We start from the raw sequence: 21,124 nt of genomic DNA on the forward strand, positions 1-21,124 counted from the left end.
CAATGTCATTAAGTTAAGGCGCAGGGTTAAAATCAAAAAAAGAGCAGGTTATCTGAAAAGATAGCCCGCTCTTTTTTTGCATGAAAAAGAAAAAAAGAACTTGACAAGCAGTTGAAAGTGTGTGGCGAAGCCCCTTGAAAAACGAGGAGGTTACGCCAATGAATGAGTACGCGAATTCGCTAAAAGAAACGCTGACATCTCTCATACGAGAAATGTCAGCGCTACCCGCACCATATGTCAAAAACCCCGAAAGAGATTTTACCCGAAAGAAAAAGCTGCCCTTTGAAACGGTTATGCAACTCCTGATCTCGATGGGCGGTAACAGCATCTATAAGGAACTCTTGGAGTCGCAGGGCTATGATGTAAACACCGCAACCACTTCTGCTTTTGTTCAGCAGAGGAATAAAATCCTGCCGTCTGCTGTGGAATTCCTGTTTCACGAATTTACTCAATCGCATACGGATATCAAAGACTACCACGGGTATCGATTACTTGCGATTGACGGTTCGGATTTACATATCGCAACGGACCCTGCCAACACGGACACCTATTTTCAAAGTCAACCGAACACGAAAGGCTACAACCTTTTGCATTTGAACGCAGCCTATGACCTCTGCAACAGACTTTACGTGGATGCCATTGTTCAGCCGCGAAGATTGAGTAGCGAGGGAAGAGCACTTGCAGCTATGGTTGATCGTTCCCCCATCAAAGGTAAAATCATTGTTATTTCCGATCGAGGCTATGAAAGTTACAACAATTTCGCGCATATTGAGCGCAAAGGATGGAACTACGTCATACGGGTAAAGGATTTGGATTCCAATGGTATTCTTTCGGGCTTGCGTTTGCCCTCTAGCGGTTCGTTTGATATTGAAGTTCATCTGACACTCACAAAAAAACAAACCAAAGAGGTCAAGGCTCATCCCGAGATTTACAAGTTCATCCCTTCCAAGTCAACATTTGATTTTTTGGATTTGCATGAAAACTTGTATTACCCGATTTCCTTTCGGGTTGTTCGTTTCGTCCTGCCAAGTGGCGCCTATGAAACTGTCATCACGAATCTTTCTGCCGCAGATTTCCCACCCGATGAACTGGAGTCCATTTATAACATGCGATGGGGCATTGAAACCTCTTTCAGAGCGTTGAAATACACCGTCGGATTGACGAGTTTTCACGCAAAGAAACAAGAGTCCATCATCCAAGAGATTTTCGCAAGAATGATCATGTACAATTTCGCTGAAATGATGACCTCACACGTCGTCATTTCCCAAATGGATAAACGGCACCACTACCAAGTCAACTTCACGGTTGCCGTTCACGTTTGTAGATATTTCCTGCGTTCAAAAGATGATGAACCCCCGCCCGATGTTGAAGCGTTGATTCACAAAAACATTTTGCCGATTCGACCCATCCGCCCAGGACAGCAGAATACGCGCAAAATCCGCTATAAATCAGCTGTTAGCTTCGTCTACAGAGTAGCATAAATCGTTTAACAAGACCATTTTTTTAGCGGATATTCCATCCGTTTGTTTGCTGTGCGCTTTTTTCCTTGTTTGCATAAAAAACAAACGGCACAGGGATTTTTCCCATGCCGTTTTCGGATTCATCTTTATTCCGTATTTTGTCTTTGAACTTATCTTAATGACATTGAGCAGACGGCTCCTTCTTTTTTTATATTAAACGTAAAGCGATCATTGCAAAAGGGTACAAAATAAATAGTGTTCATAGTCGGAATCGTACAAACGGGAAGTCGAAAACGGAGTAGTGACGGTTCCGCCTAATTCCTATAATGAAAGTGTAAGCAACCAATAGATGCCATGAAGTGGAGGAAGTGTGCATGATGACACAGCAAATAACGAATAAATCCTCAACCAGTAAAAGGACGAGTAGATGGAAAAACTATTTTCCGCTTTACCTTTTGATGATTCCGGGCGTGCTTTATTTGCTCATTAACAATTATGTCCCGATGTTTGGTGTTATTATCGCGTTTAAAGATATCAATTATCAGGCAGGCATTCTCGGCAGCGATTGGATCGGTTTTAAAAATTTTGAATACTTGTTCAAAACGAAAGATGCCTTAATTATTACGCGTAATACGATTCTGTACAATTCGCTTTTTATCGTTGTACACACGGTAATTGCCATTTTTGTTGCCGTTTTGCTGAATGAAGTGAAGAAGAAGATATTATCCCGATTTTATCAAAGTGTCATTTTACTCCCTTATTTGATTTCAATGGTCATTGTCAGCTATCTCGTCTACTCCATGTTAAGTGTCGAATCAGGCTTGATGAACAAAGCCATCCTTCCACTGTTCGGCATTGACAGCATTTCTTGGTATTCAGAAGCAAAGTACTGGCCGTACATTCTGACACTGGTGCATATCTGGAAAGGTGTTGGATTTCTATGTGTGGTTTACTTGGCATCGATCATCAGCATCGACACGGAGTATTACGAGGCAGCGACATTGGACGGCGCTTCAAGATGGTATCAGATTCGCTCCATTACCATTCCTTTAATCATGCCTGTCATTATTATGATGACCTTGCTGGCGATCGGGCGTATTTTTTATTCGGATTTCGGCTTGTTTTATCAAGTGCCAATGGATTCAGGCGCGTTGTCCAAAACGACAAATGTCATTGACACCTACGTGTATAGAGGTCTGATGAACCTTGGGGATATCGGAATGTCATCGGCAGCCGGTGTGTACCAATCGCTTGTCGGATTCGTGCTGGTTATCGTATCCAACTATGCGGTGCGCAAATTCAGCAAAGATAATGCCTTATTCTAGAGGGGGAAAAAATTCATGGCACAAGATAGTAAAGCGCTGCAGTGGACAGCTCATATCGTTCTGATTGCATTATCGGCTGTAAGCCTGCTGCCTTTTTTACTGCTTATTATGTCCTCCATTTCAAGTGAGACAAGCATTCTTCAACATGGATACTCTCTTTTTCCGCAAGAATATAGTTCCAAAGCGTATGTCTATTTATTGGATCACTGGCAAGAGTTGGGTCGCGCGTATGGGATTACCGTTTTCATCACGGTAGTGGGTACCGCTGCCAGCTTGGCCATTACGTCCATGCTGGCGTATCCGATTTCTCGTCAAGATTTGCCATGGAAGAAATTTTGGGCATTTTTTGTTTTCTTTACACTATTATTCAATGGCGGCCTTGTCCCTACGTACTTGATTTATACGCAAGTTTTACATATGAAAAATACGATTTGGGCGCTGCTTATTCCTGGACTGCTCATGAACGGATTTAACGTCCTGCTCGTCCGCACCTTCTTCATGACTTCCATTCCGCCAGCGCTTATCGAAGCGGCCAAAATCGATGGGGCGGGTGAAATCAAAACGTTCTACAAAATCGTCCTCCCGCTATCGCTTCCAATTATGGCAACCATCGGTCTTTTCGAGGCTATCTTGTACTGGAATGATTGGTTTAATGGCATGACCTATGTGACCAACCCGAAACTGTTTAGCATTCAAAATATTTTGAATCGGCTCATCCAAGATGTCCAATTCTTGAGCAGCAACTCCGACGTGGCTTCGGGTGCTGGAGCGAAGGCTGCTGAGCTTCCAAGCACATCGGTAAGAATGGCGATTGCTGTCGTTGGTGTACTTCCGATCCTGGTGGCTTATCCGTTCTTCCAGAAGTATTTCGTCAAAGGAATTACAATTGGTTCTGTAAAATAGAGAGAAATGACAGGAGGATGAGGTTATGAGAGCAGTGATGCTCATGTTCGATTCTTTAAATAAACATATACTGCCGAATTACGGCTGCAATTGGATTCACGCTCCCCATTTTCAACGTCTATCTGAGCGGACGATGACATTCGACAAATGCTACGCCGGCAGTTTGCCCTGCGTGCCATCACGGCGTGAGCTGCATACAGGACGTTACAACTTTTTGCATCGAAGCTGGGGGCCGCTTGAGCCATTTGACGATTCGATGATCGATTTACTTCGGAAAAGCGGTGTGTATACGCATTTAACGACCGATCATACTCATTATTTCGAGGACGGGGGAGCTACGTATCACACAAGGTACAATTCGTGGGAATATGCCCGCGGTCAAGAGGGAGATCCGTGGAAAGGAAATGTCGAGGATCCACACATTCCGGAAAGCTTGAGCGGTCCTAAGCAGGGCGATTTATGGAGGCAGGATTGGGTGAATCGGCAGTATTTGGATAGCGAAGAGAAGATGCCGCTAGCGGTAACGGTCAATCGGGGGATTGAATTCATCGAGAAAAACCGCGATCAAGACCGCTGGTTTTTGCAAATCGAAGCTTTCGATCCGCATGAGCCTTTTTTTACCCAGCCTAAATATAAGGATTTGTATCCTCATGCTTATCAAGGCAAACATTACGATTGGCCGGATTATTCGAAAGTTACGCAGCAGCCGGAGGAAGTTCAGCATATGAAATATGAATATGCGGCGCTCGTCAGCATGTGTGACGAATATTTGGGTAAAGTGCTGGACGCCTTCGACCAGTACGACCTTTGGAAAGATACGCTGTTAATCGTGAATACCGATCATGGATTTTTGCTAGGTGAACATCGCTGGTGGGGCAAAAACATCCAACCTCTCTACAATGAGATCACGAACCTCCCGCTATTTATCTGGGATCCCAGATACGATGTGCGAAGCAGGAGAACAGACGCACTCGTTCAAACGATCGATCTTCCTCCAACGCTGCTCGAGTTTTTCGAGGTAGACATTCCTGCCGATATGCAAGGCAGTTCCATCCGCCCGATTATCGAATCGAATAGTCCCATTCGTGTAGCTGCTTTATTTGGCATACATGGCGGTCACATTAATTGCACTGATGGAAGGTACGTGTATATGAGGGGACCTAAGGACATAAACAACGGCCCGCTGTATGAATACACGCTGATGCCGACGCATATGCATCATATGTTCAATCCGAAAGAGTTTGCCGGAATGGAACTCGCCGCTCCGTTTTCGTTCACGAAAGGGTGTTCCGTGATGAGGCTCCTAGCGTCAAATTTTTTGAACCCGTACCTATACGGTGATTTATTGTTTGATCTTGAAACCAACCCGTCACAAGAGACCGTCATAGCTGATCCGGTGGTGGAGGCGACCATGATTGGCCACATCGCAAGGCTAATGCGGGAGCATGATGCACCGGTCGAGCAGTATGCGCGTATCGGAATTCCGAAGGACGGAATGGTGACGGTAGAGGAACTTGAACGTGAAAAAGAAACGAAGCGAAGACAAAACGAAGTAGATTTGGGGCTAAAAGAGCGATGGATCGGGAAGTCGAAAGAAGCCTTTTTCACCCTGAGCTGCCTGACGCCGAAGCCGATGCGATCAATGCTGAACGTGAAGCTGGCAACGATGGTACAGAGCAAACCATTGCCGGAAGTGAGTGAAGATGACGTTCTCCAGCTTGCTACGAGCTTGTTTGGCAATCAAGCGCCACGACTTGTCGGTTTTCTGAAAATGCTTTTGGTCTAAGGGATGGCGGAGTGGATAAAACACATAAAGGAGTTTGCCAGATGAAGGATGAAGGACGAAAACCTAACTTCTTGTGGATTACATTGGAAGATACGAGTCCGAGAATGGGCTGCTACGGAGACCCTTTGGCGCGTACACCCCATATAGATCGCTTAGCCCAAGAGGGAACTTTGTATCGGAACGCATTCGCCACGGCAGGAGTATGTGCGCCAAGTCGATCTGCGGTCATTTCGGGAATGTACCAAACAGCGATAGGTACGCATCATATGCGAACAGCACATACGAATGTTCATACGCCTGAGCTGCCGACGCCCTATTATGCAGTCCCCCCTGCTCATGTCAAAACGATTTCCGAAATCATGCGGGCAAACGGATATTATTGTACAAACAATGCGAAAACAGATTATCAGTTTCAGCCGCCTCTAACGGCATGGGACGAAAATGGCAAGGAAGCCCACTTCCGCAAACGGGAAGACGGTCAGCCCTTCTTCGCCGTATTTAATTATGACGCTACGCATGAAAGCGGCATGTGGCCGGCTGAATTTATGAGGCAATTCATGCCTAACTACGAAGAGAGACCGCTCATTACCAACCCGGATCAGGTTGAACTTCCACCCTACTTGCCGAATACGCCGAAATCGCGAGCAGCGCTTGCCAGACATTATGATAATCTGGCTAATGCCGACGAGTACGTAGGTCGAATTCTTCAACAGCTTGAGGAAGATGGATTGAGTGACAATACGATCGTTATGTTATGGAGCGACCACGGAGAAGGATTGCCGCGCGCCAAGCGCTGGACGTATGATGCGGGAATTCGCGTGCCGCTTATCGTCAAGTGGCCCGAAAAGGTGGAGAAGGGCCAAATCAGCGAACAACTGGTCAGTATGATCGACTTGGGACCCACGGTGCTCGCCTTGGCTGGGATACCCGTTCCCCAGCATATCCAAGGTCAGTCGTTCATGGGAGAGCATGTCGAAAAGAGAGATTATGTATTTGCCACACGTGACCGTTATGACGAAGCGTATGATAAGGTTCGTGCCGTAAGAGATACGCAATTCAAATACATTCGTAATGATTATCCCGACCAGCCTTACCTTCAGTGGATCCCGTTTAGTCATTTCCACCCGATATGCCAGGAGCTATGGAGGTTACAATTGGCGGGCGAATTAGAGGGCGATAAGCAAGTACTCATGCAAAATAAGCGACCTCCGGAGGAATTGTATGACTGTTTAAACGATCCACATGAACTGAATAATTTGGCGGACGATCCATCGTACCGGACTGTACGGACTCGTTTGCGCAAAGAGCTTGACGATTGGTGCGGTAAATACGACGTTTGGGGTGATATTCCGGAGACACAAATGGTTGCGGCCATGTGGCCGAGTGGCATTCAACCGCAAACAGCTAAACCTCTCTTCATCCCGATCAATAGCCAGTTGCCGGGTAAAGATGCGATGGATGAAGGGACCTTTAAAGAAGCGACAGCGCTCATGCTTTATTCAGCTACACAGGGTGCTTCCATTGCGTATACGACCGACGGAGATTTGAATCCACGCTGGCAGCTGTACACAGGCCCGATCATCTTAACCGCAGGTCATGCACACATTCGAGCGATTGCGGTTAGAATTGGTTATAAGGATAGTGAGGTGGCTGAAGCTTCTTTTGTTGTTGAATGAGGTAAGACGAATCATATATTCCATCCATGATGTGATATATTTCACATGAAAATTGAGCCCGATCCTCTACACTAAAGGAAAAGAGTTTGCTGGAGGTGTGGGTATGGGGATCGCCAAGCCGGAACAGATTTGGGAACGAGCGATGGAAGCGGGAGAGAAAAAGGTCCATTTACCTTTATACGGACAACTTGTATTAGGTTTTGCGGGTGGTGCTTATATCTCTCTTGGATTTCTATTGTACATTAGAGTTAGTGCTGCCGTTCCTGCTCCCTGGAGTGATTTTGGCAATTTTATAGGGGCCTGCGTGTTTCCGCTTGGTCTTATTCTAACATTGCTTGCAGGAGGGGAGCTGCTGACAGGGAATATGATGGCTGTCCCCGTGGCGTTCATTTCACGGCGAGTCAAGTTGCTTGACGTCTTTTGCAACTGGGCGGTTATCACAGTTGGCAATATGCTTGGGGCGATGTTCATTGCTTATGCGTTTGGACATCTAGCTGGGTTAACTGAGCATGGTGTTTATTTAGCTAAATTAGTGAAAATCGCCCATGCCAAGATGGATGAGCCTTTTATCATAGCACTGCTATCGGGTATAGGCTGCAACTGGTTAGTTGGACTTGCCGTGTGGTTATCATATGGGGCTGAGGATAGTGGAGGCAAGATGTGGGGGATATGGTTTCCCACAATGGCTTTTGTAGCGATTGGATTTCAGCATGTAGTGGCGAATATGTTCGTCATTCCAGCAGCTATTTTTGCCGGTCAAGCTACGTGGATGGAATATCTGCACAATTTTGTCCCTGTATATATTGGAAATTCAATCGGGGGTGCTGTGTTCGTAGCGGGAATGTATGGTTTGGTTTATCGGAATCGCTTGAACCCTTGAAAGCATGAAATACTATAAAATAACCAGCAGCGCAGGAGGAAGCTCCAGCACTACTGGTTATTTTGGCATATAGGAGTTCCGTTGTTCGATCTTTTATATTTGATGCTTGTCGGTTATCCAGCGTTTCCAGAAAGTTAGGTTAGGTTCAATAAGTGGTTTGCATAGACGGCGTACCCATCCTTGCAACAGCAACCAAGTCATCGCGGGGGCAAGCAGTAAGACCAGAGCTATCTGTACGGCAGTATGAACGTAGGTGAAGAGCCCCATAGAAATGGCTGTTTTCGTTATGAGCGCGTGCAGTAAAAACACATAGACCGTATGTTTGCCCCATTCAGTGAGCAGGGATGGAGTCCGTGGTACGAAACGCAAGAAGCAGCAAGAGGCGACTATTTCCAACAGATAGATGCCCAAACGATACCCACCGGTATACCAATGAATGGAAGCCAGCTCAATATAAGTAAAACTGCTGTATAACCATTTGGGATCAAGCAACATGACGTGCAGCAAGAACAGAATACTCAACAGGAGCATGGCACTAACGTATTTATTCATCCGAAAGATCGTTTTAAGGATTCTATCCCATTGAAGATAGTAACCAGCTAAGAAGAAAGGGAAGAAAACGATCGTTCTAGAGAAGCTAAGCATTGTTCCGCTAAAAGGAGCATAACCGACGAGCAGGCCAAGAATAATCGAAATCCCAAGTGGATGCTTCATTTTGCTGAAGAGCAGAAGGAGCAGTCGCCAACAAAAGTGGCTGAATAAAAACCACAACAAGGAATACGGAATAAAAAAGGAATAGCGGACACTCGGCGCGTGGAAAGCCAGAGCATCCAGCAGGGAGTAGAGGCTTTGAAAGATAAGGTAATGATAGAAAATTAATTGCAGGCTTTGAATACCGGAGACGTCAAGCTTGAAATTTCGGGAGAAATATCCGGTAACCATGACAAACATCGGGATATGAAAGGTGTAAATCCCCAGATACAAGACATGCAATGCTGCATTTTGTTGAACAAGAGGCTCTATGCAATTGGCAATGACCACAAACAAAATGAGGAGAAACTTAGTGTTTAACATGAACGTATTCGTAGCTGTTTTGTCTTCTTTATCCACAATCATTACCTCCATGAGGGTAGCAATTTCTTCTTCTTTAATGTAAACCTGGCCTCATGAAGTTGCTGTGATGTAAGTCACGAAACAGAAAAGAACGCAGGTTCCATGGCGCTTTTCGTACAAGCTGTGATATATCTCACAGAACCTGAGTGATTTAAGTACTATAGTAGAAGCAGCTTATTAGAAAGAGAGCTGAGGATAATGATCACATGTGAGCAATGCGGTACGACAAATGGCTTTAGGAAGCTAGGCAATAGTTGGATCTGTGAGGATTGTAAAATTGGTGAGGTGAAGACGACTCTGAAGAGCAAAGACGGCGTAGTCACTTTGGTTAGAGAGAAAATAACAGGTTGTGAAGTCCAGGACGAGTCATCGTCAAGGATGAATGAGGGTTAATTTCTAATACGAAAGAGATTACGATAGAACAAGAAAGAACCCGCTGCTATGCATGCCATAGTTACGGGTTCTTTTTGCTGTATGACTTCCTGTATAATAGATAGAAACGCATAGTGCTGAATTAATTTAATGAGCGCTGAAGGAGAGATATCACCATGGACAAGCAAGTATCTGTAATGGGAAGACCCGTGACATTTAGTTTGATTGGAGGGGCTGGCTTTCGGGCGCAATATTTTTTGCGTATCGCTCAGGCACTGCCGGAACGATTCCGAGTTAGCGGTATGGTTGTAAGAGATGAATCCAAAGGCAAAGAGATGGAAGCGAAATGGGGGACGGCAACATACCGTAGTCTGGATCAGCTGCTGGTTCATGAAAAGCCGGACTTCATCGTCCTTTGTGTAAGCGCCTCCGCAAGTTTGGATTATTTGTTGCAATTAGCCAATTTAGATATCCCAGTCTTGTTGGAAACACCGCCTGCTCCTGATCTGCAAGGGCTTGAACGGCTTCATGAAGAATTGACTTTGCAGGGGGCTCGTATTCAAGTAGCTGAGCAGTACCATCTGCATCCTGTCCAACAAGCACGTATGGCACTTATTCAATCAGGTCGATTGGGGAGAATTACCGAAACGAGTGTGTCGATTTCGCAACTTTACCATGGCGTTAGCTTAATTCGGAAGATGCTGGGAGTTGCTTACGAAGAAGTTAAAATCAAAGCGATGCGATTCGAATCGAATTGGGTTCAAGGCCCCACACGCAGCGGTCCACCGACCGTAGATAACATGATTCCGCTCTCCAGAGATCTGGCTTGGTTGGATTTCGGTGATCGTTTGGGTATTTACGATTTTACGAAGGATCAGCATCGTTCATGGATTCGCTCGAATCATTTGTCTGTCAGAGGTGAACGTGGAGAAATTTTCGATCAGAGAGTGCTTATTCAACAAGAAACATGCACACCGCTTCAACTGGAGCTAAAGCGTATGAACAAAGGTGAGCTTGAGAATGCAGAAGGATATTTTCTGCAAGGGATCATTTGCGGAGAACAATGGATCTACGAGAATCCGTTTGCTCCAGCTAGATTGTACGATGATGAAATAGCGATAGCCAGCTGCCTGCAGAAAATGGCTGATTACACGTTTGGCGGAGCTAGCTTTTATAGTCTCAATGAAGCTTCACAGGATCATTATTTGGGCATGATGATTGAGCGAGCGATTCAAACTGGCGAAACCATAACAGCAACGCCTAGATGTTGGGCTCTGGATAAGTAAGGCAATAAGAAACCTCCAGCCCCACGTGTAACTTGGGACTGGAGGCTAGGCCTCGTGAAGTTAGTTGGATCCGTAGACCTCAAACGCACCGATTTTAAAAGATTTGGCTGCAGGGACAGCATTCAATCCGGTGAATCCTTGTCCTGAGCCACCGCTGCCTACTTGCGGAGCACCAGGCCGCTTGCCGGACATGACAATTTTCACATAGCGTTTAGTGACGGTATTAAAAGCAATATCACTCATTGTCGAGCCGTAAGGGTTGGTTGCCGTAGCGACAGTCTGCCATGTTTTGTTGTCATCGGATACTTGGATTTTGATCTCTTGCGCATAGTTTTCAAAGCCCCATCTGGTGATGGTTCGATTGATTGTTTTAGACGCTCCGAGATCGACCGAAAGCCACTGCGGATCGTTGCCGGATGTGTCTTTCGAATTGCTTTGCCATTCGGTGAACACGCTGTCATCCACCGCATTTTTCGCCGGGAAGGATGAGGACTCTGTAGACGATACAGCAGTCTTTTTCCCTTTGGCCAAATCGAGCGTTGTTGGCGTCGGATTTTTTTTGGTCATTATGTTATTGTAGCAATTCAGCGAGATGACCGGTGCAGCTCCGTTAAGATCAGAGACAGCATACTCGGCGGTAAGGGTTCTTTGTTCGCCTGGCAGCAGGACGAAATAGTTGTCTTCCATTTTGACCGGCGCTACAAGATCGCCTCCCGTGCCTTTCTTGATCTTGGCGAAAACCGCGAAAGCAAGGGAACTGCCGTTATTTTTGACCGTATACGTGAGCGTTTGTTGAGAACCTGTTGTCACAATCTTGCTGCTGACGAGCTGCAGGTCAACCGGGTTCAAGCTTTGCAATTCCGTGAAGTCGGCATATTGATCTTGAGGCGTGTAATTCCAATCGTGATTCTGATAGCGGACCAGATCTTTTTTCTTCGTTTGGGCGTAGGTGTTCACACTGATCAGCTGGTTGCTCGCATCGCGCAGTTCCAAACGAATGAAATAGGTAGGCGATAGATTAAGCGAATCTTCATTCAGTTTGTTCACGATCGTAATGCCGCTCGCCGTCTTGATTTTACCGCCGAAATTGATGGTTTCATAACCAACCTTTTTAGGCGTTCCGCCCACAGCCGGACTTGCTCCGTCGGGAGAAACGTTCAGGTTATTGAACGCTTTGTCATACACTTTGGTACTGTCGATATTGTAGACTTTGACACTAGCTGTCAAGCCCGAGTAAGCATCTTTCGTGCTGTTGAGAATCTTAACTTCCTTCGAGCCGTAATCGAACATGATGTGTACCGGCTCATTCGCTTTCTTGACCCCGAAGTAAGATCCGTTCGGATTCAAATAAAAGTCGAATAAATTCCAGTATAAGCTTGGGAATGAATTGTTGAGCATCCATTGAATCCAGCCTGACGCTTTGGTGTATTTGTTGGCGTTCACGGCTTCGAATTGTGCGCGCTGTGCGTCATATTGCTGCACTTGCGCTTTAATATTGAATTCTTCCAAATTAGTGGATGAACCATAGTGGCTGTCCAGCGCTTTCTGGAACACGTCCAACTTCCCGAAAGCTTCTCTCGATGCATGGTAATTCCACTGTTGATAGTTGTCTCCGCCTACGTTGTAAGGCCAGAGTGCGCTTGCAGGGAGAATTTTCTTTAAGGTTTCCGTGACAGGCAAACTTGGTCCAGGACCTGCTTCCGATGTAAATCCGAATGCTCCGCCTAGCTTCATATCTTCGAAATACATCGCCGGCGGCGCGTAATCATAGGTAGCATCCATGTGCATACCACCCACTGTACCGGTTAATTCTGCAACTTTGGCAGAGGCGCTTGAAATGATAGCGCTGAAATCCTCCCAATGCATCTGATGTTCCAAATCCAAATACATCTGCTCGATAAATTTACCGCGAGCTACCGTCGAGCCTGGCGGCTGGCCGTCCATATTGCCATACGAAGGCGGATTATCGCTTCCGTTCAACCAAGCAATCATGCTCGGATGTACTCTTAATTCGCGAAGCTGCGAGTAGAGGGATGCTCCGGCGATTTTTGCTTCGTTATCCGTGAAGGAAGCAGGCTGCTGCCATCTGTCGCAGCATACCCAGCCCGCCATGAACAGGATGCCGTTCTCGTCCAAAAGCTGGAGCAGCTGATCATCATTGAACTTGCCTTCGTCGCGAATGGTGTTCAGGCCCATATCTTTGACATATTGAACGACCGCGTTGTTCGCATTCTGGTCACGGCGCAGAAGAAGATCAGTAGGCGAATATCCACCCGCCTTGATGAGAACAGGCTTGTGGTTTATATAGAATTGCACCATATCTTTGAGCGGCGGATCAACCGAATTGGAAGGGGATACATTCATTTCCGTTGAAACTTCACGGATTCCGAATTTTTGTACCACACGATCGGAGACTTTGCCGTTTGCATTAAAACTAAAGTCAACTGTATACAACGGGTGATCGCCCATATTGATCGGCCACCAGAGTTGAGGACTGGCGACATTGATCCCTAGGAAGGAGACTTCCTGATCTTTGGCGGAAGCTTTTACAGTAACAGTCTTCGAAATACTTGTAACGGCAGCGCCTGAAGGGTCTTTGATGGTGGCATAGACGGACCCTGTTACGTCCGCTTTGCTCGTATTGCTTAATTCCACGTAGGCGTTGAGATGAGCGGCAGCAAGATTAGCATCCACAGTTGAGGTAACAAACGGGTTGCGTGTTTTTACGGTGTCACTGGTTTTAATAAGGACATCGCGCCAAATTCCCATGTTGTTATCCGCCGGCCTTGGGACCCAGTCCACCCAATAGATGGTCAAGTCTTTCACATAATCAGGCCGTGTGACTTGAACGGCGAGCGTGTTTTTGGTTGAGCCGTCAGCGGTCACATTATCGGTAATATCCAATTCATAGCTGCGGAAGGAGCCGATGGTATCCGTGCTGTTGGCGATTTGTTTGCCATTGAGCCAAATGTCCGCTTTATAGTTGATGCCTTGGAAATTGACGGCAATTTTCTTGCCGGCCTCTGACGCTGGCAGTGTAAATTCCGTGCGATACCACCATGGCACAGTGAATCTGCTTTCGTCGATATAAGCCATATTCTGGCCAATGTAGGGATCTTTAATATTGCCGGCATTAACTAACGCTCCCAGAACGGTATTGGGAACCGTCGTGCCGAACCAACCGGATGTTGCGAAGCCGGATGTTGAAATTTTGGATCCGCTTGCTGTTGCAATGGCTGATGACTGAATATTCCAGTTCTGGCTTAATGGAAAAACATTGGATGCAGTGCTTGCGCTTAAAGATTTTGCTGTGACATCCGCTTCTATGCCAACCTCGGCCGCTTTGGCTGTTCCTACCTGAGCCGTTGGCGTACCTGCTGCAACGAATAAAAGCGCTAACATAAAACATAATGATTTCCTGAACGCTTTGCCAACATGCATAGATTTACCCTCCTATTTACTGAATGTGTATTCTTAAAACGCTTTAACTTTCCAGCGTAAAAGAAATATAAACTGCGCTGGGCATCCCCCCTTTCAATGAAAACAAGCGCACCACCACCGCTCCTCTCCTTTGGATCTCCAACTAGCTTAATACCATAATATTGGAAATGGGCAGGGGATCAAATTTATTATCTTGACCTAATTATGGACAATCCCGACTTTTTAACAGGTTTCTCGAGATTTGGACAAAACAGCCCGCAATACCTACTTTCTCCAAGGAGGTACCCGGGCTGCGCTATTTGGAAATATTCTGGGTTTCGGTGTCGTATTTAGACGGCCTTCTCTGCCGTTTCTTGAGTTCGTGGACGGAAATGATAATAAATGAAATCAGACTGAATACTCCGCAAGCCTGCATGAATAGAGAGAAAGGTGCCGTTTGGACGGTTTTGAAGAAAAGGGCAAACAAACCTGCGTTCACGGCTACCCCAAGGAAGGTACAGGACATAAACAATCCGGATGTTCGACCTGCCTGCTCCGGGCGATGGGAAGTGAGCAGGAACGAATGAGCTACCACGCCAAAAATCTGACCGAACAAGAGCATGGAAGAGCTGGCGGCAATAGAGAAAGACAAGGAGGGAAACCAACTCATGGCGAACAAAGAAACAGAAATCAGCAGGCTGGAGGCGGCAAGGAGCTGGAAATCCGCCATTTTCTTGCGCAATCGGCCGATGAGCAGGGTTCCCGCGAAGGCGCTGATTCCATTAACTAGGTAAAACAGGCTAAGTCCAGCCTGATCCATATGGTATATGCTTCGAGCTGCAGCCGCAGGGAATAGGTTAATGACTCCGGCACCCAGATTAAGGAAGAACACAGAGACGAGCAGGATCCACTTCACCTTCACCGTGCTTAAGGAAGGAGGAGAGCTTTCGGGTTCTTTAAGCGCGTCTTCCGCAAGTGACGGAACTTGAGGTCGCAACCAAAGGGCTAATATACCGAAGGATAGAACAAAACTAAAAATATCAATCAGAACGATGATTCGAAATGAGAGCAAGATTAACAGCAAGGAACCGAACATGGTTCCAACAATGTGGGTTGCCCAAGTTATGTTAGACAGAAGCGACATGGCCGGTACCACTTGCTGCGTCTTTAATCGGCGAAACATACTCGATTGAGCTGCCGTAAATAAGGGGTTCAAGAAGCTTAATCCTATGATTACACCAAGGGCTATAATGACTTGGAAGCTATCGCCCATATCCGCCCATATCAGTAACGGAATTAATAATAGTGAGCAAATAATATCCAATACAATTAGGAGGGGGACACTTCTGAATCGGTCCGACAAGGGGGCGAGCCATTTCCCCCCAATCATAATGGGCACATACACGCACATGATGGTCCAGCCTAATAATGATCCGGCCCCGCCTTGCTTGTCGAAGATCTCGTAGACCGCGCCTGCGCGGAACATCCAGTTCCCCAGTTGACTTAACGCATAGGCCAAATAAAGAGGCCATAAAGATCTGAGCACCTCCAGCGTGCTGGAGGAGGGTGCCGATGCCTTGGTTGTCATTAGGAAACGAGCTCTTCTTCTATTTCTAAAAGTAAATGATTCAGGGCTTCCGAGGAGCCGAAATTTTCTCTAGCCGTGCGGAGCTGTTCGAGCGCCTCATTCAACTGCCCCTGCTTCCGATAAAGCATACTCAGATTCATATAAATATCAGGATCCTTCTGGAGTTCAAGCGAACATTCCAGATCTTTCCGACAATCTTCGTACCTCTCATCGTGGAAATACATGATTGCTCTGTTGTTATAGGCTTCGCTTAACTTAGGATTTAAGAGAATGGCATGATCTAAATCCTGGGCGGCTTCTTGCAGGCGATCCAACTCCTGGAAAACAAGCGCACGGTTATTATAGGCTTGCGCTTCCTTAGGCTGGTGATACAGGGTGTGATTGAGCATTTCCAAAGATTCGGCGTAGCGCCCCTCAAGGTAGTACATGACACCGAGACCTAAAGAGGCGATGGCGGTATCAGGCTTTAGGATGAGTGCGCGCTGATAGTCGGCTTCGGCTTCTGCGATCCTGCCCAGCTTCTCGTATAGATCCCCGCGATTGATGTGCGCTTCATAATAGGGCGGACATAGTTCGATGGCTTTGTCGTAATACGCCAAGGCATCCTCGAATTTTCCGGCTTTTTTAAGCAGATTGGCCATATCATTGTAGTATTCTCCGTAATTTGGATCCAGAGCAATGGCATGTTTATAAGTTTCATAGGCTTTGTCAAAATCCCCCACCAACTCATATACTTGCCCTGTGTTGTAAACCAAGATGGATTGGTGCAGCGCATATTTCTCATTTCCGTAGATCTCATCCATACGGGCCAAGCCTTTTGTACATAGCTCTATGGCTTCTTCAAACCGGCCTTGGCGGGCACGGATATAAGCAAGCGCATTTTCAGCAAAAACCATAATGTAATCATATTTAGGATGGTTAAAGAACAGTTGATCAATCTTCTCCAAGTTCAACAGGGCATAATACTCGGCTTTCGGTAGATCCACCGGGATTTGATAACGTCCGTAAGTCATGCTCTGAGAGTACAGAATCATTGGGACCGCGTGGCTCTCCGGGAATTGATGATAAAACAGTTCCAAATAAGGGATGGATAGACGGGACAATCCGAGGGAGTACAAAATGAATGACATTCGTATAAACACCGAATTATAGGGCTGCTCTCCATCTGGAAGAACGCGAAGGTGACTGGACGTATAGTAAGGAGAAAACATGTCAAACCAGGTATCGTAGAGGCCAATTTCTTGCAACTGGATGGAGAGGGGGGCCAAAGCTTCCAATTGTTCCGCTTGAGTAAGCAATGACAAGGCATGAACCGGGTGAAGCAAATTACCCCAAGAGCTTCCGTCGTGGAGTTTCTTGATTTGCTCCCGATGCAGTCGTGCCCTTGTTTCGGGATGATAGGTCGCATAATTACGCAAAGCCATAGGATCATCGGAAGCACAATTACCTTCAATAAATGCTTTAAGCAGACGATAGCGCGATTTCTCGCCTTTCAGTTGCAGGCAAAAATCAAGATAGGTATGGAATGGCAAGTATGGATTCACGTCCAAGCCGGTCGCCATTCCGTCCAGAAGGGCATAAAGCTTGGCCATGTTCCCACCGGATGCTTCGTAAAGAAGATCAATTTGTTTGGACGACATAGTGATTCCTTGAGGCAAGCGGCCTATTGAATATCTGAACTCATCACGTGTCATACGTTGAAAGGAAAGAATTACCGCTGCTTCCTCCATATCAGGGTCGAGCGGTTGATCGCAAAGAAGTACAATCCGCACGGACTTTGACAGTTGATTACGGCGGTGGAAGATGCGCAAAAACGTTTTGACCGTTTGGGACAACTCATTGGCATGATGAATGATTATCTTGAACTGACGGCCTGTTATAGATACAGCTTCTAGCAAGCATTCATAAACGCCATGCAGCAGCTTCTCCTGATATTCATGATGGTAGAAGCGGGTACGTTCGTCTGGAGACGCTAAATTGGTCAAATCCTTATCTAAGGCAAAATAGTTGGCAGGCAGGTAAGGGAAGAGGCGCTTTAGGGACTGCTCATGCTTGTGAATGAACTCGGGATGGGTCTCGTACATTTCTTTCAAAATGCTATGAATAAGAACATCCAAACCAGCGAAGTATCCATGGGAGGAACACTTGCCGTCAGAGTGGATGAGCGTATCTTGCGTGAACTTTTCTTCCATCCATTGCTTTAAAGTATCCTTCTTCCCTACCCCAGATTCTCCATAAATACATAGATAGGTCTTATCTTGCTCCTCTACTAATTCCCACGCAGAATCCAGTGCAGCATATAAAGCCTCACGAGCTCGCGATAAGTTGTTGATCATCAGTAATTCCTCCAAATTGAATAGAATTGAGTAGATTCAATTAGTGTTAATGGAAAGAAAAGACCTAAAGATTAGCCTTTAGGTCTCTTCTCGTCGTAAGTATTAGTTCGCGATGTAAGGAGTTGTCGTGCGGATTGTAGTAGACTTCTTGGACGTTTTTTTAATCATTTTCATTCACCTCACTTCCCAAATTATTCGCAGACAGATATAATGGGACATATAATAATTCCCTTTTTTATCCATTTGTCCACTGGAGTCAGTGTACAATATTTGTAACTATTTTACAATATATTATTTTTGTGGTTGTTAGCAAATATAACACATTAATTACTTTGGAGGTCTTAACATGCATGCCAATGAATCAATTCAGAAGGGAAATCTGACATCCTTACACCAGAATTTATTATCAGACTATGAGAATTTCGTTATCGGAACAGTCAATGAAAGTTGTTTAAGGCTGGCCGTGTTCACCGGGACATATCCTTGGCATTTCCACCCCGATTCTGATGAGCTGTTCCTCGTTCTGGAAGGAGAGCTGATCATTGAGCTGCATGACAAGGAATCCATTATTTTGGCTCCCAATGAATATGTAACCATCCCCGCTGGCGTTCTGCATCGAACGCGTTCCAAGGTGCGAACAGTGAATTTATGCTTCGAGCATACGGATGCAAATACGGTGTTTGTTGAGGAATCTAACGAATGAGAAGACGGCGCATGGCGTTTAGTGACCTGGAGGAAATTGCAGATTACAAAGAAACGGCGGTCACGGCCGACGGAAGATATGCAGCATTTCTTTCGGCGATGTGGAACTTGGAAGAAGATGAATTTGAACATACACTGCATATGTGCTCTTTCGTTGAAAAAGAGGCAGTCAATCTGATTTGGCAGGCCAGTCCCGCGGCAGGGGCAAGAAATCTCCAGTTTTCCCCGAGTGGCAATGAACTCGCTATCCTTCAGACGATGGAAGAAGGGGATCGCGTAGTCATCTATTCTGTCGCAGACGGAACGACAAGACTAGTCCCTCAGATGTTCCAGAATGCCTCATCGCTTCTATGGGATGAGGGGGGGAAGGGCTTTTATTTGGTCTGCGATGCGGGGGCTGCGGCTGCGGCAGAATCACCCCAGTATAGCGATTATTGGCATATCACGAGGATTCCCGAGCGATGGGAATGGTGGCGCAAGAAGAGAATTATTGTGCATGTGCCGGCCAGATTTACCGAGAATGATTTGCCTGACCTTGTACGGCTTGCTGGTCCCGGTTATGAATACAATCATAGTTTTCTGTCGCCTTACGGCGATACCCTTTACTTTTTAGATCAAGTCAACATGATCGGTACCCTTCCGCAATTGCGGTTAAGGCGAATTCATTTGGAATCCAAGCTGGAAGGAGAACCTATACCGCTGCCCCACAGTTTCATGAGCACTCCGGTTTCATCTCCGTCGGGGCGTTACCTTGCTTATATCGCTTCAAGATCGCTGGAAACGGAATCATCGTCTTTATTCATGCGCTCATTCCAACATGAAGCGATGAACCCGGCAGGTTTTCAACTCAATGCTTATGACACGCGGTTGTATGTGCTTGATCTGGAAGACGGGGTTCTTGGTGAATACGGTTCGCAAGAGAAGATCAGTGCGGGGACTCCGGTGGGCATGAGCGCAGCGAAACAAGAAGTGTTTTGGATGAATGAGGAATCTCTAGCGTACATGGCAACAAGGGGACATCAGACCATAGTAGCGCGAGTACATAAAGATGAATTGTTCAAATTGGATATAGAAATTCTGGGGCATGGGGCTTCCCGGTGCCACAGTATGACTTCAGACGGAAAAGTTATTTGTGTGCATTCGGAAAATGGCATGCCTTTCGTTCCTGCTGTTTTTAGTATCCATCGGCCGGTTGTGACGCTCCATTCTGATCTCTTAGCGGGCTCGGGGTCCTTAGAGATTTTATGGGCTCCTCCCCTAGTGATGGACGAAATACCTGCTCCCGGAGCATGGCTCTATGAGCCTGATGGGATGGCTGAGGCAATGCAAGGGACTGTTCCGTTAATTGTATACTTGTACGGAGGGGCGGCCCAACTCTGCATGGCCTACGAAGATACTCACCAACTTCTTGCTAGCAAAGGCTACGCGGTGTTGGTCATCAACACGACGGGGACAGCTGGCTATGGACGGGAGTTGTCTGATCTGCATGTAGATGATTGGGGGACATGCGCAATTCCTGAGGTATTGGAAACGGTAGCGTGTATACTCCGGCGGTATACAGCACTGAATCCAAACCGAGTTGCCGTTTACGGGGGAAGTTATGGAGGCTTTCTGGCCATGCGGTGCCTGACCGATTCCAAGCTGTTTCAAACTGCCTGTTCCATGGCAGGGATTAGCAATCTTTCATCCTATTGGGGAGCTGGCGTATATGGGTATCAGTACGGGCTTAGTTCCCTTCGTGATAAAACACGCCCTTGGAGTGATCCAGAACGTTTCGTCCGTTCATCGCCTCTCTTTCTTGCTGATAAAGTAAATTCTCCATTGCTGCTCATGCATGGTGAACTTGATGGCATTGTACCTGTGGCAGAGTCTGAGCAAATGTTCACAGCACTTACCTCAATGGGTAAAGAGGTTTCGCTCCTTCTTTTCCGTGGGGAAGACCATGGCATCAGAGGTCGCCCAAAGGTGAAATTGCAGGTTAGGCGAATGCTCTTGGCCTGGTTTGACAAACATTTGCGCGGGGATGAACAGGATTGGAAGGGGTATACGTCTGGTGATGTGGACGAGGCTATCCTTGTTGAGTAGACGGGTGGCTGTAGAAGGGCATAATTCCTGCGATAATGCATCCTTTTCGTCTTGGAAATAAGCAAAATCGAGAAAAGCCTGCGATAATGCATCCTTTTAAGAGTTTTCTTCGACGCTAGGGGGAAAAATGTGAAAAAGCCTGCACAATCGCAGGCTTTCACTGTATTCCACGCGATATGAACCCAAAAGCCT

Annotated in this window: 13 protein-coding genes; 9 read left to right on the forward strand and 4 right to left on the reverse strand. The window is 46.4% G+C overall.

The annotated features are described in order from the left end of the window. Positions 1–158: 158 nt before the first annotated feature. From BC351_RS11625 to BC351_RS11650, 6 genes are all read left to right on the forward strand, one after another. Positions 159–1,481 carry an IS4 family transposase gene (locus BC351_RS11625; protein ID WP_079412048.1) on the forward strand — a complete coding sequence of 441 codons (1,323 nt, stop codon included), beginning with the start codon at positions 159–161 and terminating at the stop codon, positions 1,479–1,481. Between the two features lie 356 nt (positions 1,482–1,837). After that, positions 1,838–2,785 carry an ABC transporter permease gene (locus tag BC351_RS11630; RefSeq protein ID WP_079412393.1) on the forward strand — a complete coding sequence of 316 codons (948 nt, stop codon included), beginning with the start codon at positions 1,838–1,840 and terminating at the stop codon, positions 2,783–2,785. Between the two features lie 15 nt (positions 2,786–2,800). Beyond that, complete coding sequence (locus tag BC351_RS11635) at positions 2,801–3,688, forward strand: carbohydrate ABC transporter permease (protein ID WP_079412049.1); 888 nt, start codon at positions 2,801–2,803, stop codon at positions 3,686–3,688. Between the two features lie 25 nt (positions 3,689–3,713). Then, positions 3,714–5,474: a sulfatase gene (locus tag BC351_RS11640; RefSeq protein WP_079412051.1), complete on the forward strand. Its 1,761-nt coding sequence runs from the start codon at positions 3,714–3,716 to the stop codon at positions 5,472–5,474. Positions 5,475–5,515: 41 nt separating this feature from the next. Continuing rightward, the gene (locus BC351_RS11645) at positions 5,516–7,150 is read left to right on the forward strand and encodes a sulfatase family protein (RefSeq protein WP_079412053.1); all 1,635 of its coding nucleotides are present in this window, start codon (positions 5,516–5,518) and stop codon (positions 7,148–7,150) included. Positions 7,151–7,253: 103 nt separating this feature from the next. Further along, positions 7,254–8,030: a formate/nitrite transporter family protein gene (locus tag BC351_RS11650; RefSeq protein WP_079412055.1), complete on the forward strand. Its 777-nt coding sequence runs from the start codon at positions 7,254–7,256 to the stop codon at positions 8,028–8,030. A gap of 93 nt (positions 8,031–8,123) precedes the next feature. On the opposite strand, the gene BC351_RS11655 is transcribed toward BC351_RS11650, so the two are convergent. Next, positions 8,124–9,140, reverse strand: a complete 1,017-nt coding sequence (locus tag BC351_RS11655) for an acyltransferase family protein (protein WP_079412057.1) — start codon at positions 9,138–9,140, stop codon at positions 8,124–8,126. A gap of 572 nt (positions 9,141–9,712) precedes the next feature. Between BC351_RS11655 and BC351_RS11665 the strand changes: the two genes are divergently transcribed. Next, positions 9,713–10,801 (forward strand): Gfo/Idh/MocA family protein, encoded by a 1,089-nt coding sequence (locus BC351_RS11665; RefSeq protein ID WP_079412395.1) that lies wholly within the window; start codon positions 9,713–9,715, stop codon positions 10,799–10,801. A 60-nt stretch (positions 10,802–10,861) separates the two neighbouring features. On the opposite strand, the gene BC351_RS11670 is transcribed toward BC351_RS11665, so the two are convergent. The 3 genes from BC351_RS11670 to BC351_RS11680 form a co-directional block, all read right to left on the reverse strand. Next, positions 10,862–14,242, reverse strand: a complete 3,381-nt coding sequence (locus BC351_RS11670) for a glycosyl hydrolase 2 galactose-binding domain-containing protein (RefSeq protein ID WP_079412061.1) — start codon at positions 14,240–14,242, stop codon at positions 10,862–10,864. A 295-nt stretch (positions 14,243–14,537) separates the two neighbouring features. Then, a complete protein-coding gene (locus BC351_RS11675) occupies positions 14,538–15,809 on the reverse strand; it encodes an MFS transporter (protein ID WP_079412063.1) in 1,272 nt (423 codons plus the stop codon). Next, the gene (locus BC351_RS11680; RefSeq protein WP_079412065.1) at positions 15,809–18,145 is read right to left on the reverse strand and encodes a tetratricopeptide repeat protein; all 2,337 of its coding nucleotides are present in this window, start codon (positions 18,143–18,145) and stop codon (positions 15,809–15,811) included. The genes BC351_RS11675 and BC351_RS11680 overlap by 1 nt, the downstream gene beginning before the upstream one ends. Before the next feature lie 346 nt (positions 18,146–18,491). Here BC351_RS11680 and BC351_RS11685 point away from each other — a divergent pair, with 346 nt between their 5' ends. Further along, a complete protein-coding gene (locus tag BC351_RS11685) occupies positions 18,492–18,848 on the forward strand; it encodes a cupin domain-containing protein (RefSeq protein WP_079412067.1) in 357 nt (118 codons plus the stop codon). Beyond that, a complete protein-coding gene (locus tag BC351_RS11690) occupies positions 18,845–20,932 on the forward strand; it encodes a S9 family peptidase (protein ID WP_079412068.1) in 2,088 nt (695 codons plus the stop codon). The genes BC351_RS11685 and BC351_RS11690 overlap by 4 nt, the downstream gene beginning before the upstream one ends. Positions 20,933–21,124: the final 192 nt, after the last annotated feature.

The sequence above is a fragment of the Paenibacillus ferrarius genome (assembly GCF_002027705.1).
Lineage (GTDB): Bacteria > Bacillota > Bacilli > Paenibacillales > NBRC-103111 > Paenibacillus_E > Paenibacillus_E ferrarius.